The 17,443-nt window shown below is 61.7% G+C and carries 22 protein-coding genes, 1 pseudogene and 1 riboswitch; of the genes and pseudogenes, 11 read left to right on the top strand and 12 right to left on the bottom strand.

Annotated elements, in window-relative coordinates:
- Window positions 1-6 precede the first annotated feature (6 nt).
- Window positions 7-84: riboswitch (Fluoride riboswitch) on the bottom strand.
- Window positions 85-245: 161 nt separating this feature from the next.
- From ASG20_RS19200 to ASG20_RS18615, 3 genes and pseudogenes are all read left to right on the top strand, one after another.
- Window positions 246-578 (top strand): annotated as a pseudogene (locus ASG20_RS19200) (chloride channel protein); the annotation flags it as partial.
- Window positions 579-682: 104 nt separating this feature from the next.
- Window positions 683-1,045: a DUF190 domain-containing protein gene (locus ASG20_RS18620; RefSeq protein ID WP_082471096.1), complete on the top strand. Its 363-nt coding sequence runs from the start codon at window positions 683-685 to the stop codon at window positions 1,043-1,045.
- Between the two features lie 3 nt (window positions 1,046-1,048).
- Entirely contained in the window at window positions 1,049-1,321 is a 273-nt protein-coding gene (locus ASG20_RS18615; RefSeq protein WP_201780755.1) for a CrcB family protein, read from the top strand.
- 125 nt (window positions 1,322-1,446) lie between these two features.
- On the opposite strand, the gene ASG20_RS20065 is transcribed toward ASG20_RS18615, so the two are convergent.
- The 4 genes from ASG20_RS20065 to ASG20_RS18600 are packed head-to-tail and all read right to left on the bottom strand — an operon-like array spanning window position 1,447 to window position 4,355.
- On the bottom strand, window positions 1,447-1,572 hold the full coding sequence (locus ASG20_RS20065; RefSeq protein ID WP_258191424.1) for a hypothetical protein: 126 nt from the start codon (window positions 1,570-1,572) through the stop codon (window positions 1,447-1,449).
- Between the two features lie 52 nt (window positions 1,573-1,624).
- Complete coding sequence (locus ASG20_RS18610) at window positions 1,625-2,137, bottom strand: MgtC/SapB family protein (protein WP_107963382.1); 513 nt, start codon at window positions 2,135-2,137, stop codon at window positions 1,625-1,627.
- Window positions 2,134-3,204, bottom strand: a complete 1,071-nt coding sequence (locus ASG20_RS18605; RefSeq protein WP_031440360.1) for a sulfite oxidase — start codon at window positions 3,202-3,204, stop codon at window positions 2,134-2,136. The genes ASG20_RS18610 and ASG20_RS18605 overlap by 4 nt, the downstream gene beginning before the upstream one ends.
- Before the next feature lie 59 nt (window positions 3,205-3,263).
- Window positions 3,264-4,355: a YeiH family protein gene (locus ASG20_RS18600; protein WP_181321202.1), complete on the bottom strand. Its 1,092-nt coding sequence runs from the start codon at window positions 4,353-4,355 to the stop codon at window positions 3,264-3,266.
- Window positions 4,356-4,359: 4 nt separating this feature from the next.
- Between ASG20_RS18600 and ASG20_RS18595 the strand changes: the two genes are divergently transcribed.
- The 4 genes from ASG20_RS18595 to ASG20_RS18580 all read left to right on the top strand — a co-directional run bounded on the left by ASG20_RS18595 (window position 4,360) and on the right by ASG20_RS18580 (window position 9,489).
- Complete coding sequence (locus ASG20_RS18595; protein ID WP_443025964.1) at window positions 4,360-5,343, top strand: LysR substrate-binding domain-containing protein; 984 nt, start codon at window positions 4,360-4,362, stop codon at window positions 5,341-5,343.
- A 543-nt stretch (window positions 5,344-5,886) separates the two neighbouring features.
- On the top strand, window positions 5,887-7,083 hold the full coding sequence (locus ASG20_RS18590; protein ID WP_056056356.1) for an AAA family ATPase: 1,197 nt from the start codon (window positions 5,887-5,889) through the stop codon (window positions 7,081-7,083).
- Window positions 7,084-7,145: 62 nt separating this feature from the next.
- Window positions 7,146-8,186, top strand: a complete 1,041-nt coding sequence (locus tag ASG20_RS18585; RefSeq protein ID WP_056056354.1) for a ParB/RepB/Spo0J family partition protein — start codon at window positions 7,146-7,148, stop codon at window positions 8,184-8,186.
- A 103-nt stretch (window positions 8,187-8,289) separates the two neighbouring features.
- Window positions 8,290-9,489, top strand: a complete 1,200-nt coding sequence (locus ASG20_RS18580) for a replication initiator protein A (RefSeq protein WP_056056352.1) — start codon at window positions 8,290-8,292, stop codon at window positions 9,487-9,489.
- Between the two features lie 1,301 nt (window positions 9,490-10,790).
- On the opposite strand, the gene ASG20_RS18575 is transcribed toward ASG20_RS18580, so the two are convergent.
- Entirely contained in the window at window positions 10,791-11,213 is a 423-nt protein-coding gene (locus ASG20_RS18575; protein ID WP_056056349.1) for a hypothetical protein, read from the bottom strand.
- Between the two features lie 294 nt (window positions 11,214-11,507).
- Between ASG20_RS18575 and ASG20_RS18570 the strand changes: the two genes are divergently transcribed.
- Entirely contained in the window at window positions 11,508-11,906 is a 399-nt protein-coding gene (locus tag ASG20_RS18570) for a hypothetical protein (RefSeq protein WP_056056348.1), read from the top strand.
- 7 nt (window positions 11,907-11,913) lie between these two features.
- Here the strand turns inward: ASG20_RS18570 and ASG20_RS18565 are convergent, their stop codons facing one another.
- A complete protein-coding gene (locus ASG20_RS18565) occupies window positions 11,914-12,384 on the bottom strand; it encodes a hypothetical protein (protein WP_056056345.1) in 471 nt (156 codons plus the stop codon).
- Window positions 12,385-12,868: 484 nt separating this feature from the next.
- Here ASG20_RS18565 and ASG20_RS18560 point away from each other — a divergent pair, with 484 nt between their 5' ends.
- On the top strand, window positions 12,869-13,264 hold the full coding sequence (locus ASG20_RS18560) for a hypothetical protein (protein WP_147454241.1): 396 nt from the start codon (window positions 12,869-12,871) through the stop codon (window positions 13,262-13,264).
- A 69-nt stretch (window positions 13,265-13,333) separates the two neighbouring features.
- On the opposite strand, the gene ASG20_RS18555 is transcribed toward ASG20_RS18560, so the two are convergent.
- Entirely contained in the window at window positions 13,334-13,717 is a 384-nt protein-coding gene (locus tag ASG20_RS18555) for a hypothetical protein (protein ID WP_156364445.1), read from the bottom strand.
- 130 nt (window positions 13,718-13,847) lie between these two features.
- On the opposite strand from ASG20_RS18555, the gene ASG20_RS18550 reads away from it, so the two are divergent.
- Window positions 13,848-14,165: a DUF6118 family protein gene (locus ASG20_RS18550; protein ID WP_056056339.1), complete on the top strand. Its 318-nt coding sequence runs from the start codon at window positions 13,848-13,850 to the stop codon at window positions 14,163-14,165.
- Window positions 14,162-14,347: a hypothetical protein gene (locus ASG20_RS18545; protein ID WP_056056337.1), complete on the top strand. Its 186-nt coding sequence runs from the start codon at window positions 14,162-14,164 to the stop codon at window positions 14,345-14,347. The genes ASG20_RS18550 and ASG20_RS18545 overlap by 4 nt, the downstream gene beginning before the upstream one ends.
- 12 nt (window positions 14,348-14,359) lie before the next feature.
- Here the strand turns inward: ASG20_RS18545 and ASG20_RS19195 are convergent, their stop codons facing one another.
- From ASG20_RS19195 to ASG20_RS18520, 5 genes are all read right to left on the bottom strand, one after another.
- Window positions 14,360-14,641 (bottom strand): hypothetical protein, encoded by a 282-nt coding sequence (locus tag ASG20_RS19195; RefSeq protein ID WP_201780754.1) that lies wholly within the window; start codon window positions 14,639-14,641, stop codon window positions 14,360-14,362.
- A gap of 94 nt (window positions 14,642-14,735) precedes the next feature.
- The gene (locus ASG20_RS18535) at window positions 14,736-15,026 is read right to left on the bottom strand and encodes an I78 family peptidase inhibitor (RefSeq protein ID WP_056056335.1); all 291 of its coding nucleotides are present in this window, start codon (window positions 15,024-15,026) and stop codon (window positions 14,736-14,738) included.
- Between the two features lie 147 nt (window positions 15,027-15,173).
- A complete protein-coding gene (locus tag ASG20_RS18530) occupies window positions 15,174-15,983 on the bottom strand; it encodes a hypothetical protein (protein WP_056056333.1) in 810 nt (269 codons plus the stop codon).
- 203 nt (window positions 15,984-16,186) lie between these two features.
- Complete coding sequence (locus ASG20_RS18525) at window positions 16,187-16,759, bottom strand: PIN domain-containing protein (protein WP_056056331.1); 573 nt, start codon at window positions 16,757-16,759, stop codon at window positions 16,187-16,189.
- Window positions 16,759-17,241, bottom strand: a complete 483-nt coding sequence (locus tag ASG20_RS18520; RefSeq protein ID WP_056056328.1) for a helix-turn-helix domain-containing protein — start codon at window positions 17,239-17,241, stop codon at window positions 16,759-16,761. Before ASG20_RS18520 ends, ASG20_RS18525 begins: the two co-directional genes overlap by 1 nt.
- Window positions 17,242-17,443 lie beyond the last annotated feature (202 nt).

Genomic DNA, 17,443 nt, shown 5'->3' with positions numbered 1-17,443 from the left:
TTGCGGCGCCCGGTAGGAATCATCGGCCCTTGCGAGGGCGGTTCGGCCAACATAGCCAGGCGGAAATCCATCGCCTTCGGCCGCTATATGTCGCCGCGGTGCGGCAACGTCAATCCGATGTAGAAATGAAACTGTATGGTTGCCGGATGACAGGCCCGAAACGGCAGGATAACTGACGGACCGATACTGTTGCTCGCAGCCATCCGATTGCTGTGGCCGGCGGAGCAGGCGAAGAGCCGCCGCCCAAGGGCGGCGAGGTCACGCCGCTGTTCTTCATCGGCGCGGTGCTGGGTCATGCGCTCGCCGGCCCGATCGGTGTCCCCGTCGACCTCCTTGCCGCGCTCGGTTTCGTGGCGGTGTTCGCGGGCGCGGCCAATACGCCGCTCGCCTGCACGATCATGGGCGTCGAGCTGTTCGGCGCCGAGACCGCAGTGCCGGTCGCGGTCGCCTGTTTCGTCGCTTACGCCTGCTCCGGGCATAACGGCATCTACCTGTCGCAACGGGTGGCGGTGCCGAAGCGGGCGGGCAGCACCCTGCCGCCGGACCTGACGCTGCGCGATGCGCGCGCGCTCCGTCCCGTGTCCGACCTTTCAGACCTGTTCGCTCCTTACCTCACGGAAGGCTTATCCATGTCCGACGCCCACCACGTGTCGCAGACCGAGATCGGCTGGTCCGCATCTACATGAAGCTAGCCGATAAGGCGGTAAAGCCGGGCACGCGCTCACGCTGGGCTGCCAAGCCGCTCGACCGAACGCTCGTCGCGCAGGCCAAGGCGGACGGAATCATGAACGCTGTCGCCCACTATACCCACTACGGCTACAGCAACCACGGCCCGGTGCATGAGAACGGCGCCGAGATCGCCGATCCACACCTCACCATGTGTGTCGAACTGATCGGCCAGCGCGAGCAGCTCGAAGGCTTCTGCCGGGCGCATGGCGACCTGCTTGCGAACAAGGTCATCGTCTACAAGCACCTGGAGCATTGGACGGTCAGCCCGGCGGGCTTGCGCCAGGAAGATGCGGATACGGCCGAGCTGGTTGGCTGAGGCATGGGGCCATACCTGATTGTGTTCGCCGGGGCTGGTTCCGACGGCATGCTGCGGTATGGGCTGAACGGCCTCAGCCTGCGCCTGTTCGGCCCCGACCTGTCGATCGGAACGCCCATCATCAACGTGCTCGGCTCATTCCTTATGAGTCTGCTGGGGGGCTGGTTCTTGTTGCGAAGCGGATCGAGCCCGGGATGGCGATTGTTCCTCACCACCGGCGGGCTGGACGGCGTCACGACCTTCTCGACCTTCTCGCTGGAAGCGGCCTTGCATTAGGAGAGAGCCGAAGTCGGGCAAGCTGCCCTTTATGTTGTCGGATCGGTTGGGCTGGGCGTGCTCGCGCTGTTCGGCGGCCTCGCTCTCGTTCGCTCCTTCAGCCCGGCTTAGCGGCGCCAACCGGCTCAGAAGCGATCATCTTCCTTGACGTTGTCAACCTTCGCCTTGTGTTTGGCGCGGACCGACTCCTCCAGCTCCAGAATCTCGGCCGATTCTTGCGTGGTGGGCTTCTTCTTGTCGATATCGCTCATGAAGTCCTCCGTCTGCAAAACTACTGGTACACCGTTTCGCGCCAAGGATTATTCAGGGTTTCTGCTCGGCGTCCCGCCGGTCCGCTTCGGCCGGGGTCTGCCGGGCGCGTTCGCGGATACGGCGTTCGAGCGGTGCGCCGACGAACAGCACGAGCATCGCCAGCAGCAGACCGCCCACAAGCAGTGGCCACACCGCCAATCCCGCTGCCGCTCCGAGCGTCGCTGACACCCAGATGCACGCCGCCGTTGCCAGCCCATGCACCTCCTGCCCGCTGCCGACGCGCAGGACCGCGCCCGCGCCGATGAAGCCGACGCCGGATAGGATGCCCTGCATCACCCGACCTGCTGCATCGGCGTTCACGTTCGGCAAGCCGCTGTGGACGATCGCCTGGACGGCGATGCAACTCGCGAGCCCGACCAGCCCTAGCGTCCGCAGACCCATGATCTGTCGGTTCTCGCGTGACCGTTCCCAGCCGAGCGTCATGCCGGCCGCCGTCGCCACGATCATCCTGCCGATCGCGTCGACCCAGAAGGCGAGATCGACCGACAAAGGCGGCGGATTCACTCGACCAGCACGTGGACGTGGTGCCAGGCCGTGCAGAGGTATCCGGCGAAGTTCCACATCGTATCGGGTAGTTCGGGCTGACCCTGGCCCGCATCGTCGAACGCGCGCACCACAAGGTGCTGGCGCCCCTTGGGCAGTTCCGCATCTAGCGACCAGCGCTGCCAGCTCCACTGCCCGTCCGGATCGTCGGAGAAATCGACCTGCCGCCAGTCTCGACCGCCGTTCAGCGACACCTCTACCCGCGACACGCCGCGCTCATAGGCGACGGCATAGCCCTCGATCCGGACCTTGCCCGCGGGCAGGCTCTCGCCCGAACCAGGCGAGCAGATCGCGGCGTTGAGCGGCATGGCGTTGATCGTCAGCCCTTGCGTCCAGTCCGCCGTCTCGCTGGTCACGTCGGCCGGAAAAAGCTTGTAATCGTGCGCCTGGATCGGCGCCTCGGAGGGCGTGTCCTTGACCTCGATCCGGGTCAGCCACTTGGCGCTACGCACGCCAGCATAGCCTGGCACGACCAGACGCAACGGCGCACCGTGCTCGGGTGCCAGCGGTTCGCCGTTCATCGCCCAGGCGAGCAGCACGTCGGGCGCCCGCGCCTTGGTCATAGCGATCGAGACGCCGAACGGTGCCACCTCGCCTTCCACATCCACCTCGTCAGCGCCGGTGAAGCAGACGAACAGGTTGGACGCGTCCGATGCTCCAACTGCATCCAACAGGTCTGCGAGCCGCACGCCCGTCCACTCGGCATTGCCGATCGCGCCTATGTCCCATGGATCGCCTGAAGTCTTGCCCACCTGTTGGAGATCGGTCCGGCGGTTGCCGGCGCATTGAAGCACAGCCGTGACAGTCCGGACCGGAAAGCGCGCCTTCAACTCCGCAATCGAGATGGAGCACTCGCCCACACTGATCCCGCCCACCTCAATCCGGTGATCGGCCGGCAGGTCCGGCACGGGCCCATGGCTGCGCACATAGAACAGGTTCTGTGGCGTCAAAAACCGCTCGATCAAGGCGCCGGGCACCGGCTCGGCGTTGTAGGGCTCGGGGTTCCGCTCTATCATCAGCTCGCTCATGCTATTGTAACGCCTGACAATCGGTTTGGCCTCGGCCTCATCCTCACTATCTTGCCCGATCATGCGATGTGCAGCGCGGCCAGCAGCGTCAGGCTGATCGCGGCCAAGCCGAGCAACGACAACACGACGGCCATGGTCACGCGGCCCCCGGCCTTGGCGACGGTGCGGACGTCCACGCCGAGCCCGAGCGCCGCCATGGAAACGACGGTCAGCAGCGTGGCGCTCCGGCCGATCGGCGCGATGGCGACGGTCGGCACCAGACCTAGCGAGCGGCAGGCGACCAGTGCGAGGAAGCCGATGATGAACCAGGGCACGAGGTGGGCGAGGTCCATCCGCTTGGCCGTAGGCGCACCGGCGACGAACTCGCCTTCGGGAACCGACTGCGGCGCGAGACGAGGCGCCACCAGCGACAGAACAAGGCACACCGGCCCGAGCATCAGCACGCGCACCAGCTTGACGAGCGTACCCATCTGCACGGCGGTGGCGCCCAACGGCGAGGCGGCTGCGATCACCTGCGGCACGGCATAGACAGTGAGCCCGGCGAGCGCCCCGAAGGCGAGCCCGCCCATGCCGAGCGCAATGGCGAGCAGTGGCAGGCCAAGCACTACCACCACACCCAGTACCGCCGTGAACGCGATCGAGGCAGCTACGTCGTCGCTGTCGGCGCCGATTACCGGTGCCACGGCCGCGATGGCGGAGTTGCCGCAGATTGAATTGCCGCAAGCCACCAGCAGCGCCATCCGCGTTGGCAAGCCGAGCAATCGGCCGATCCCAAAGCTGAGCAGGATTGCGCTCACGACCACGCCGGCGATACCGGCGAGGAGCGGCAGCCCGGCCGCCAAGATGGTCGCGGCACTGACCGAAGCACCGAGCAGGACGACCGCCACCTCCAGTAAGTATTTGGCGCTGAATGCGATGCCTTCGTGCCACCTTTCATCCGGGGTCCACAGGCTGCGCACGGCGGTGCCGATCAGGATGGCGAGCACCAGCGCCTCCAGCCACGCCTTGCCGGCCAGTGCGCGCTCGCCCACCTCCAGCGCGTAGGCCGAGCCGGTGACGGCGAGGCAGAGGCCGACGCCGGGCAGCAGCGCGGGCAATCTGCTAGTCTGGACGGTCGGGAATATACGATCGGGATAGGCAAAACTGGCCACGGCGGTGTTCCTTCCGTCGCACGATCTAAACCCTGCCTACCGATCGCTCCAACTTAGCCTTGTTGTCATTCCGATCGTCAATCGTGATCGGTTTCTATATCAGGTGCGGTGTGACACTGGAGCAACTGCGCATCTTCGTCGGCGTGGCCGAGCGCAAGCATATGACCGTCGCGGCGCGGCCTTAAACGTCACGCAGTCAGAGGCTTCCGCAGCCATCGCCTCGCTTGAGGAGCGACACGCAACCAAGCTCTTCCACCGCGTCGGGCGCGGCATCGCTCTGACAGAGGCCGGACGGCTGTTCCTGACCGAGGCTCGCGGAGTTCTTGCGCGGGCCAACGCGGCCGAGACGGTGCTGGAGGAGCTTGGCGGACTGAAGCGGGGCACGCTGCGCCTCGTCGCCAGCCAGACCATCGCCGTCTGCTGGTTGCCGCCCATCCTTTCAACTTTCCATGAGCGCTATCCGGCGATCAGTATCGAACTGTCGATCGGCAACACCGGGCAGGCCGCGGTACACGTCAATGACGGCAAGGCCGATCTGGGTATTGTCGAGGGCGAGATCGAAGATCCAGCGTTGGCGCATTGGCCGATCGGCGAAGACCAGCTGTTGCTCGTCGGAGCACAACCTTTCGCCGACATCGACATCGACGCGACATGGCTGCGACGAGCGCGCTGGGTGCAACGGGAGCCTGGATCAGGCACGCGATCGACGTTGAATAGCGAGTTGCGCGGCTTGGGGGTCGATCCGGCTGCCCTCGACGTGGCGCTGACGATGCCGTCTAATGAAAGCGTCCGAACGGCCGTGGAGGCTGGGGTGGACGTTGCTGTCCTGTCGGCGCTGGTGGTCGACCCGGCCATCAAGGCAGGTCTGTTGCACGTCGCACCGATCACATTCGCTCCTCGCCCCTTCTTCGGGCTGCGGCATAAGGAACGCTATCGCACGAAAGCCGCGGATGCGCTGTTGGACGTGATCGGGTTGCAGCGGCGGTAGGTACGCATCGGCATTCTCAAAACGCCATCCTTTGTGGGACCGCCCGCGATCGCCATCTCCTTGCTGAAACCTGTCTGACCGCACTCCACCAGATTTGCGCCATAGTAGGACGGGACATCGCCCACGAGCGGCCGGATCTGGCAGTAGCTGTTGTTCAGCAGACCGTGCCGGGACGACGCCTTTGTCCCTGAAGGCATCGATTACGGCGGAAAACCCTGTCGCCATCCTGGATGCACGACAAACGGGTGTTTTCGGCACATATCATTCCAATAACCGGCAGCAGTTTCCGTGTCGCGAAAATCGGCACGTTCGCGACAAGACTGCGACGGCGCGCTACGTATCGCCAACCGCGATCCTCGGTAGCGCCTCTGCTTGCTGACGAGCAGTAACGCTTGTGCAGATAGCGCCTACAAGATCGCAGCGTAGCACGTTAATGCTCGATACAGATCCATTCTAAACCTTTTTGTGACGCACTCTTACGTTTTGAATTCCATTCGCGTATAAACACGGTCGAAAGCTTCAAATGAGCGATGGGACCGGTTCATGAATGCCATCGTCAACCATATCGGTGAACTTGCGGACGCGGGGGAGCGGATGATCGAACGCTTACGGCGCAAGGCATTCCTGCCCGAAAGCAGGAAGGGCCTCAATGTCCGCTTCGGAATCGCCGAGGCGGCGCAATTGCTCGGCTGTTCGACTAACCGGATCCGCATGGCCGAGGATGATGGTCGCCTCCCCCCTGCGCCGGCGGGTGAAAATGGGCGGAGACTTGGCTATTCGGTCGAGGAACTGCTGCAGATGCGGGAGGTGCTTGGCGCCTCTCCTGCCCGCGCGCCGCTTGATATCCCCGCGATCATCGCAGTGCAGAATTTCAAGGGCGGGGTGGGCAAGTCGACGGTTACCTGCCACCTCGCGCATTATTTCGCGGTGCAGGGGTACCGTGTGCTGGTGGTCGATTGCGATAGCCAGGCGACGACAACGACGCTGTTCGGGTTTAACCCCCATTTTAATATCACGCGAGAAGAGACGCTCTACCCCTATCTGTCGATCGATCCGACCCAGGCCGACCTGCTGTATGCAGTCAAATCGACGCCGTGGCCCAACGTCGACCTTATCCCGTCGAACCTCGAATTGTTCGACGTGGAATATGAACTCGCCGCGGCGGGATCGGACGGGCAGTCGGTGCTCGCCGCCCGCTTCCGCAAGCTTAAACAGGGGCTGGCCGATCTCGCGCGCAATTACGACGTGGTACTGCTCGATCCCCCACCTGCTCTTGGGACGATCAGCCTCGCGGTAATGCAGGCGGCAAATGCGCTGCTCGTCCCACTCGCCGCGACGACACCCGATTTTTGCTCAACCGTACAATTTCTATCGATGATGAACCAGGTGCTACAGCAGCTCGCGCATGCCGGAATAGAGGTCGAATACAGCTTCCTCCGACTTATATGTTCGAAGTTTGACAGCAACGATCCCAGCCACGCGATGGTCCGCACGATTATGGAACAGAGCTTCGGTCCAGCCTTACTTCCGGTGCCGATCTTAGAATCCGCCGAGATAAGCCATGCAGCGATGCGGATGATGACGATCTACGAACTTGAACGGCCGATCGGTACGCCCAAGACGCACAAGCGCTGCCGTGCCAATCTTGACGAGGCCATGGGGCAGATCGAGCAGCTCGTCCGGCAAGGCTGGGGCCGGGTCGAGCCCTCACGCGAGGAGGATCTACTCCATGTCGCGTGAGCCAGAATCGGTGCTGTCCTGCGCGGCAACGTTCCTAATAAATCTAATGCCGGAGGTGCCGCATGGCGCGTAAGCAATCCGACTATCTCGCGGCCTTGCTGGCCGACGAACCAGCCGAAATCGACACCGGCGCGCCCCCTGCCCCGCCCGCGCCTGAACGGACGCGTGGGACGACACTGCTCAACCGCGAGACTGCGCTAGCGCGCGTGACCAGCGGGGAAGTGCGACAAGTGACGCAGCTGCTGCTTGACCCGGCACGTGTACGGATTTGGCCGGGTAATGCGCGTAGCTACCAGCATCTTACAGAAAAAGGCTGCCGGGAGTTGATCGATTCCATCATCGCCGAGGGCGGGCAAAAGGTTCCTGCAGTGGTACGTCGTGTCAACGGCGATCCTGCGCATGACTTCGAGGTAATCGCGGGCACGCGACGCCACTGGTCGATCAGCTGGCTACGCGCGCATTCCTATCCTGAGATGCAGTTCGTGGCGCAGGTTGCCAACCTCGACGACGAAGCCGCATTCCGGCTTGCTGATCTCGAGAACCGCGCGCGTAAAGATGTGTCAGATCTCGAGCGTGCTCGCAATTATGCCGAGGCGCTCAAGGCGCATTACGGCAACCACCTGACGCGGATGGCGGAGCGGCTCAAGGTGTCAAAGGGCTGGCTGTCAAAGATGGTCAAGGTCGCACAGATCCCCGACGTGGTGATCACCGCGTTCGCCTCCCCCGCCGACGTCCAACTCAAACCTGCCTATGCGTTGGCGCAGGCGCTCGACGACAAGGTTGCCGCTAAGGCTATTCAAAGTGCTGCTCGAGATCTCGCGCGTGAACAGGCCGCACGGCGCGATCGGGGTGCGCCCCCCTACCCTCCTGCCGACGTGCTGCGGCGGTTGCTCGAGGTGTCGAACGATCTCGCCGACGCGGCGCCCCCGTTCACATGGACCACGCCTCATGGGCGCCCTGGGCTTAGCATCCAGTCGAGCAACCGACAGGGCGTGACGATCCGGCTCCATGCCGGGTCGGGCGCCGGGAACGACGAGCTGGTCGACGCGCTGCGGCAGGCGCTAGTACATCTGGAGGCCGCAGGCCGCGGACTTCAGCGGTGAACGTGTTTCCCCCGGGAAACATGCTACGTCCCCTATCAATGCGGACGGTTGTCGCCACCGCCCCGACGATGTTTCCCCGGGGAAACAATCAGGGCGTGGCGGCATGACCCGCGCCGATCGTCAGAGGGTGTCCGAACGGTTCGACCTGCTCCTCCCATATCTCGCCGACCTACCGCTGCGCGACCAGCGCGAGATGATGGAGCGTCCGTTCTTCAGCCTCGCCAAATCGAAGCGCGTCAAACCGATCGATTATCATAGCCCCGACGGCAAGCTGTGGGTGCACGTCTCGGGCAACCCCGATTACGGGATGGCGACGATCTGGGATGCGGACATATTAATCTATTGCGCGAGCGTGCTTGCGGACATGGCCCGGCGCGGAGTCAACGACGTTCCGCGCAAGCTCCACCTTATGCCCTACGACCTGCTCCGCGCGATCGGGCGGCCCACGACCGGACGCGCGTATGAGCTGCTCGGCCAGGCGCTCGACCGGCTGGTGTCGACCACGATCAAGACCAACATTCGCGCCGAGAACCGCCGAGAGGCGACGTTCAGTTGGCTCGACGGCTGGACGCAGCTGGTCGACGAAAAAACCGAGCGGTCGCGTGGGATGACGATCGAGGTGTCGAACTGGTTCTGGGAAGGCGTGATGATGCAGGGCGGGGTGCTGTCGATCGACCGTGCCTATTTCGACCTGACCGGCGGGCGTGAGCGCTGGCTGTACCGCGTCGCGCGCAAGCATGCTGGCGGGGCAGGGGAGGTCGGCTTCGCGATTGCCATGCCGACGCTATTCGAGAAGTCGGGCGCCGAAGGGCAATATCGCCGCTTTAAGTTCGAGATCGCTAAGATCGTCGAGCGCAACGAGCTGCCGGGCTATGCGCTCGCTTTGGAGACGCCAGCTGGCAAGCGCGAGCCATCTCTGCGGATGCAACGCCGCAGCGATGTGGAGCGCCCGCTGAAGACCGTGACGGCGCACGGGGCAGAGGGCGCTAAGGCTGCAGCAAGGCCAACGTCAATTAACCCCGCTGCGACGGCCAACGATGCGAATGAGACGATTGACGTAACAGCGCTGCTGCGACGGTCGCGGACCAGTCTGGCGACACGAGCGACCGCTGGCGAAATCACCGACGCAACAATGGCAACGCTGCGCGCGGAATGCCCTGGATGGGATTACCAGACGTTGCACGATGAGTTTCGCACGTGGGTTGAGGGGGACAGCGCTCGAACGCCGGTGAGTTATCAGGCGGCGTTCATCGGATTTGTCCGGCGCTACCATGAAAAGCACCGCCACGAACTTGGGCGTTAACACTGCTTCGTCTTACGAACCGCCTCTGCCCCGGGAGGGCAGGGGAGCCGCGCGTACGTCAAAATCGCTATAGACTGGGCCAACCGTTCCCGAAGTGTCGTGCTTGAGAATGTTCCTCCCGCTTGACGCTCGAGTATCTGTCGCAATTGAACGTCCCTTCGGACAAACCTCACCGAACTGATTCAATTGCGCCGAAAAAATTACGCAATCGAACGAGCCTTCGACACTCCAGGAACAAGGCTCGGTCCTTCAGGAACGCAAGGTCGATCCTTCGGGAACCCAGGTGTCGACACTTTAGGAACGAGATGACGACACATCCGGAACAGCGTTATCGAGCTAACTCGCTGAAAAAAGGACAGTTAAGCCCGTCAAAAAGTGACCTAACTAGTTAACATTAGATATAAACCCTCTAACCAGCGAGCTTCTATATCTTTGAAAAATGGATTGGGTCGTGCCTATATCCAAGCATTTACCGTGACGGGTAGGTAGATTACCGGACTGCTTGTGGATCGCTAAAAATGGGGTGGCCCGTGGTCGAAAGTGAAAATAATTTAATCGCAGCGTAAACGCCATCGGTAGCGGATCAAACCGACCCCCCAGGGCCGGCTAATCATTAAACCAGATACGCGCCTCCTGCGCCTTCCATGGCCGTCAGGCATGCTTTCGTGCGGCGATAGTCGCAATCGCGTTTCGCATCAGTCGAGCGCGGCTGGTTTCAGGCTGGCCACGAGTATCAAAATAATCTTCCAGCGCGTGTCGCAGCTACCTTTTCTGCACCCGGGGCATCCATAAGGATCTGCCACAACAGATCGGCCCGAACCGCCCACCACTGGACATGAAGGTGGCCAAGGTCCGCATCGATGCCGCTACGGACAAGTTCAAGCTCCATCATTTGCGCAGCTCTTTGGCGATCGGGATAAGCGTCACCAAGATCGCGAACAGCGGTGAAGCGGCACGGGAGCACGACCTTCGCGATCGACCTACCGCGCACGTGATCGGGCCTCCACGGCGTCGACGATGTCATCGCGCCAGGTGTCGCCTACCATCAGCAGTTCACTGGCCTCGCTTCCCAGGTGTGCCGTCAGGCCGGCGTAGAACGCCATGTCAGGCTTGATCGCACCTGCATTGAAGGAGAAGTGCCAAATTCCACCAGACCGCCCAGGAGGGCCTTCAGCGGGCTGGCGTAGGGCAGAGCAAGGTTGGAAGCGACGGCGATTTTCAACCCCGCTCCCAAACCCGATGTAACGCATCCAGCGTGTCGGGGTAGAGCGCGATCGTCGCCAGTTTCTCATCCAGCATCGCTAGTTCGGCGCCCGGGTGCGGTAACCCAGTGCAGCGGCATAGTCCGCGAGGCCGATTGGCTGGACCATCGGCGAGGGCAGGGCCTCCGCCCGGTCACGCGCTTCCCGGATCAGCCGCTCGAACGGATGCCGCCTGCGGCCGATATGGACCAGCGTGCAGAACGCATCGAATGCGACCGTGCGGGTATCCGGCGGCGAAGCATAGAACCGATCAGCAGCGGCGAGCAGCCGGGCGTACAGCGCGTCGCTGATGCTGCTGGCGCGGATCATGGCATCGGCGGTCACCGCCGCGTCCGGGTCGGTCGGTTCCCGAAAGATCATGACCGCCTCGTCTCCCCGATCGCGGCCGGCGAGGTCAGCCAGGACGGCAGCGTAGGCGACTTGCTCGGCCAGCGTGCGGAAACTCGGAAGGGCATCGTTCATGGCAGGATCGTCCTGGCTCGATGGGGTAATGATCGTCGAAACGCCCGTCGCTGTCACGCCAGCTTGTCCAAAGCGCTTCCTTCTGCGACCATAGACCTGCGGTTCGGTCAATCCCGGCCGTGGGGCGTAGGAACCCCGATGATCACAAGTCCGGTCGAGAGCTTCTCCGCCGGGTGGCTGTCACGCATGTCCAAGGCTTGCCCAAAGGTGGCAGCGCCTTGTGCTTGTGCAGGGTTCCTAACACCCGGCTCTTCAGCCGGTTAGCGCCTCTCATCACGATGATGGAGGCGCCTGATGGCTTACACACCCAAGAATACCCCATCGGCACGCGAGCGACGTGAGCAACGCAATGCAGACGACGAAGCAGTCATTCGCGACATCCGCGATAATCCAATCCGGTCGAAGGTCGTCTTTGCAGAATCCGGTCGGGCTCAGGGTACGGTAACACCCCACGACGACGGCACTTGGTCGGGATGCCGCTATGGCCCCGGCTATCCGGACAACGTAATCCAGACCCCAACCGAGAACGAGGCGGTTGACTATGTTCTAGACGGTGAACAGCTGGGCGACGGGCCCAAAATCCATCCTGCGATCGAGCAAATGTGGAAGGACCAGGAGGAAGAGTCCGACCGCTACACGGCCGAGTTAGCTGCCCGCGCCGCGAAGCGAAAAGCCGCTAAACAGAAGCCGTAAACTGGGATCACGGTTTATCGCGATTGCGACCTATCAAAAGAGGCCGGCGCGTCATGAACTGATCGATATAGGCGGCACTTTTTTTCGCGTCGAGAAGGTCAGCGAGAGACGGCTTATCAACCGCCACGGTATCAGGTTCCGGTAATTCCGAGGGGGGATTGCCGTCCACGATCGATTCCGAATTGGCGCTGGTATTGCGCTCCGTATTCCGTTCGGGCTCCACCCGTTCAACAGGCGGCAATTTGGCTTCAACCGGTTGACCCTGTGTCGACCGCTGGTCGATTCTGTTGCGGTAGATGTAGCTTTTGAACGTCGAGAAAGTGATTTCCAGCCCGCCAGCGTTAAGGTGTGCGACGATATCCTCATAACGTGCCCCGGCGCTAAGCTGGCGTTCGATCTCGGGCATCAAGGCTCGCAATCTCGCTGCCTTTTTCACCTTGGGCACGAATTTGAGGTGGTCGGCTAGAGGGTCAGTCATAGCGCTCTCCAACGTTTGTTAAGCTTGGCGAACGGTATGGAACGGCCACTACCGACTGTCCACGGAATTTGCATGCGATATGCATGTTATATGTAGTCAGAATGCAGGTCGGTTCCGTCTCAGCGCAAGATTTGCAGTCCGGTTGCGTACAGTTTGCAGTCCTTTTGCAACCCGTTTGCAGCCGATCCGGCTGTTTCGCTGGTTCCGCCTGCTGAACTTCGTTCATCAGGGTAGTTTGGACCCCCTTAAAGGTCAGTCAGTCCGTTTCGGAGCTGTCAGAGCTTCAATTCCGACCCTTAAATCGATGATTTCGGGTCGTACACCATACGCACCTTCCGGTGCCGATAAGTAATTGATTAGAAACAGTAATTAACATCATTAGCTTACCAAGCTGGACCCTAGGAGGACCCCAATAATTGATAAGACACTGTAAAACTGTAAGAAACATGGTATGTATGAGGTCCAAGCTGTAGTCGGAGGCATTATGGCGCTGTCGGATTCCATCAAGATTCGGTTGAGGGAGGGACAGGCGCTTGTCTATGCCGCCCAAGCCGAACAGCGCGGGGTCGGCATCGCCGCCTACATACGCGACCGCCTCGACCAGACCGACAGAATCGATGATGAGCTGGCGAGTATCCGCGCGGCCATGATCGACATGGGTGAAACGATGGACGAGCTTCGCGATCAGCTGGCCGAGCGGTCCGTTGCCTCTGCTGAAGATCAGCAAACCACTGGCGGATTTAACGCCATGCTGGTCGAAATCCTGTTGCTGCTGCGCACCACCACAGACTCGCAAACGAAGAACATGGTTACGTCAGAAGTTGAACGACAGGGACTGAAACCCTTCCGCATTCCGGGACCGCCGACACGGAACCGTTGAGCTGGAAAGGTGGCAGCACAACGCGGGCTTGGCATACGACCGGGCCGGAAAGTCACAGGTCTAAAGAGATTAGCCGGCTGCTCGGCGTGCGATGAATGCGCCAACAGGCTCCCACGATAAGACGGCCGCTAAAAGCGCGATCACCGTTGTCCAGATCGGGTCGCTGGTGAGGGCATAAGCGGCAAGGCCATACATGGCCGTGCAATAGAGAACGCCAATCCCAGTTGTCGTGCGGGGCAGGGGGCTCGCTAGTGCAGTCAGAATTGCAGTTATGACGCCAATCGAGACAAATGCCGCCAGTACGATCAGGGCCGGATGCCAATGCAACGCTGTAAGCGCGTTCCATCCCCACACTGCGGCATAAACCGGCACCGCGAGCAGCGGGGCAAAGAAAACAAGCTTGATGGCGCCCAGAAACAGGCCATCACCTTCGCGGACATATATGCGATCCATAACCCACCCTTGACGGATCTCTACCTTCACCACTGCCCGACGGAAGGCATATCGGCAATATCGACGCGGGACGCGGAAGCATAAGTTACGCCTGCCACACCGACACGCTCGATCGGTTTGGATATGGTCAGTGCTGCCGGGGTTCGTGGCGCGCAACGTCGCTCCAACGAGCAGGCACTGGCCCGAGCGGATGACGACGAGCACGCTCGGTACGGATGGCATGTGGAACGGGGCCGGGCGGCTCGGTGCGGCAGCATTGCCGGTCAATTGGGACACAATGGTGGAGGGTGCGATCATCGTGCAGGACAATCGCGATGCGGTGGACGGATGCCGCAGGGCTATGGGCAAGAACGCCAAATCCACGAAATGCACTATTACCCTGTCGCGGCCGGATACGCCGGCTGCAATCGACAGGCGGGATCAGCTGGCAAGGGAGAAGTCACAATGACGGACAGGCTTTGGAAGGTGACGGTGAGCTGCCTCTTTCCGATGGGAAAACCGCTCGAGAAGGTATTCGAGGTCCATCAAGCCACCGAAGAGGACGCGCGCGACGCGGCGCTGGGAAAGGAAGCGGTCGAGCATGGCGGATCTTCCATTCCCACGATCGTAAAGGTCGAGGAGATCGGGTAGTTTGCCACCTAGTCACAACCCTCCCTGAAAATTGAAGGTGAAGCGGTACGCGTGCATCCTAGTTCGAGGCCGCGTCGTGCGCGGGAGCGGAGTAGCCTCGACCAGCGTCAGGCTGCCGTCAGCGACATGGACGGGGACGCCGGGCTGTAGATCGAACTGTCGGGACCACCCACCCCCGAATACGGTCACCCGCACGATCAGGCGACCCGCCTGGACGCATTGCACGTCAGTCGGGCAGCGGCTGTCCTCGATCACGCGATCCGCCCGGACCCGCGGGCCGTTGACGGCTGCCATCTGTCCTAAGCGTACCGGCCCTTCCACCGGGCGGGTAGAAGCGCAGCCGATGAGAAACAGCATGGTCGGGACCATTCTTACCAACCGGTGACGCTCAGCCACAGGACGCGGCAACCACCTGACCGTTGGCGATCGTGACCGTGACGCGTTCCTCGCGGAAGTCCTTCGTGGTCGCATCACCAGGGGCGATGCGGCGTACGATCGAGCTTCCGGTCGTCCGGAGGATGGCAGCATCGTCGGGAGCGGCCTTGCCGACCAGCGTTGCTGCAGCGGCGGGGCGGCAGACCGTACGTCCGGGTTCGGTGGTTCCGGTCGTTGCACATGCGCCAAGGATGGCGAGGCCCAATACCGGCACCAGCATGCAAAACACGTTCTTCGTCATCATCGTATCTCCGTCAGCGACAGTATCCCTGTCTGTGTAACGGGGCGAAGCTGAATGGTAGACAGAGGTGGCAGGAGATGACCTTGCCGTCGATCGTTCGTCCAGGATCAGTAATTAGGGCGGTTGCCGGACCAGTATGGTAGTCTGAAGCTAGGCCAGCCCCGCCGTCTGAGCGATCATCAGTCGCCAATCCTCGGCAAGTCGTCCGTCTTCGCCGAAGTTCAACGACAACCAGGCCGGTGCCGTTCCTGCCCCGGCCTGATACTGGATCTCCAGCACATGGCTGGTGCGCGTGGTCGTCGAAGTCTGGTGCGTGGTGGTCGATTTACCTTTGGACAGCACCGCGACGTTGCGGGTGGGTGCCAAGGCATAACGCCGGCCGTGCGCGGTCGTGCTGGTGGAGGTCTGGCTGATTTTTGTCGTTATGTTGACCCGGACCTGGCGGACGGTCTGGCGGCCTGCCATCAGCAGATGCTGCCAGCGGGTTGTCGGACCGAAATAATAGACGAACCCCGTATCGGGGAACACGCCGACGAAATCATAGTCCCGACGAACCCATTGATAGCGTCCGCGGTTCATAAGTGGGGCGAAGCGCTGCACCTCCTCGACGCCAATGGCGATCAACTGCGCAGGCGTTGGATCGGTCGGCTTGCCGATGACCGCCGAGACCATGCCTGCCAGGCAGAGCGCCCCAAATCCGACGATCGCCGCCAGAATGACACCTGACACGATGTAGCCGTGGAATACGCAATACAGCAGGGTCGCCAGGGCAATCAGCCCCGGCACGGCCACCATCTGCGTCTCTCGTTTGTCTATCCTGGCCTTGATCACCTTGCCTGCCGCCACGATGCGCGCATGGGCATCGAGAAAGGTGCTGGCGGCGTGGGTCAGCAGGATTGGCTGCTCGGTCGGCAGCCCGGTGCCGATCGGACGCGGTATGCCGAAATTCGATCCTGTCATCAGTACCTCGACGATTGGGACGCCAATGTCGCCGACCGGTCTCACGGGGTCAATGCGGAGCTAGGAAGGGCGGGCGTCCGCCTCAATCAACGCTGCGCTAAAATGATCGTCTTTGATAGAACGATCAAGTGTCACAACCGGACGGTAGTGACGCTTCAGATGGGTCAACGCCTTCAACTGCTTACTAGTGTCAGAACCCTCTATCAAAATAGCTCGGCGAGGGGTTGCAGTCGGTGGCTCGCTTGGACCAAGCCGCTTTTCCGAAAGCGGTCGAGGTAATCTTCGGCGGTTACAACTGGATTGCGAAACTGACGGCGCTGGCTACCGATCGCGGTCAGAGCCTTGGCCGTATCAAGATCGATGACATTGACGATGAAGTCGTCGGGATGCTTTACCTCGATACCGTGGCGGGCAGCCACTTCGACCGGAAAATCCTTGAGGTTGTAAGTGACGATCGCATCCGCTCTGCCGTGAATCGCTGCCGCAAGAACATGGACGTCTTTGGGATCAGGCAGCGTCAGGGCAGGCATCAGCGGTTCATAGCCTTCCACCAGCGCCTCCCCGAAGCTGCCCATGTAAGCCCGCTGGCGTTGAAAATGGTCAGCTGCCAGATCGGGAAACCGCCGCCTCAGGCTTTCCTCCCACTCGGCTAAGATCGCCTCGCTCCAAAGCGGCCGGAACAGCCGGCTGGCGGCGAACCACAAAAGCGCACCCCGCACGATGGAGGGATGCATGACGTTGGCATCGAGCAGGACGGTGTAGCGGCCGACCAGCATCAGGGACGATCGAGGGGCGCGTGATCGTCGAAAAGGCCAGCTTCCTGATCCAGGTCCGCCATCCCCTGCAAGGCCTCATGCCGGGCCGCATCCATGCGGCTGCGGTAGGTCAGCACGTCGCGCCCGAGCAGCTTACGATGCGTGCCGACCATCCGGAACGGCAGGTCACCGCGTTCTACTAGTTTGATGAGGTGCGGACGCGACATGTTGAGCAGGTCGGCTGCCTGGCTGGTTGTAAGTTCTGCCTGTACTGGCACAACAGTGACGGCATGACCGTTGCCGATCTCAACCAGCATCTTGACGATGCTGTTGAACACACCAGACGGTAGGGTGATAACGTCCTCGCCTGCCCCTTCTACAGTCAGGTGAATCGGGCGGCTGGAATCTACCCTCGACAGCGCACGCGCAGCGTTACCGGCCGCCTCGATTTCGTGTGCAGTGGGCTCGTAGGCCTCGTCGATATTGAAGGCCACGGCAGCCATGTTTCGTCTCCCAGGGCGGAGGCCATCTAGTGATTGCAACTTGTAAACGCAATAAGTAAAACGAGTGTCTACGGGAAGACGTTCCACTGCGGTGATCATTAGCATGCTGAGCGGGGTTGGCGTGATCCAGTTGCTTCCCAGCTTGGGGTACCTGCCCGCCGCGCGCCAGCAGGCAGCCGATCGTCTGCATGCGCTTGTCCGG

It is taken from the genome of Sphingomonas sp. Leaf198 (assembly GCF_001424005.1).
In the GTDB taxonomy this organism is placed as follows: Bacteria; Pseudomonadota; Alphaproteobacteria; order Sphingomonadales; family Sphingomonadaceae; genus Sphingomonas.
This window is presented reverse-complemented; position numbering and strand designations above follow the sequence as displayed.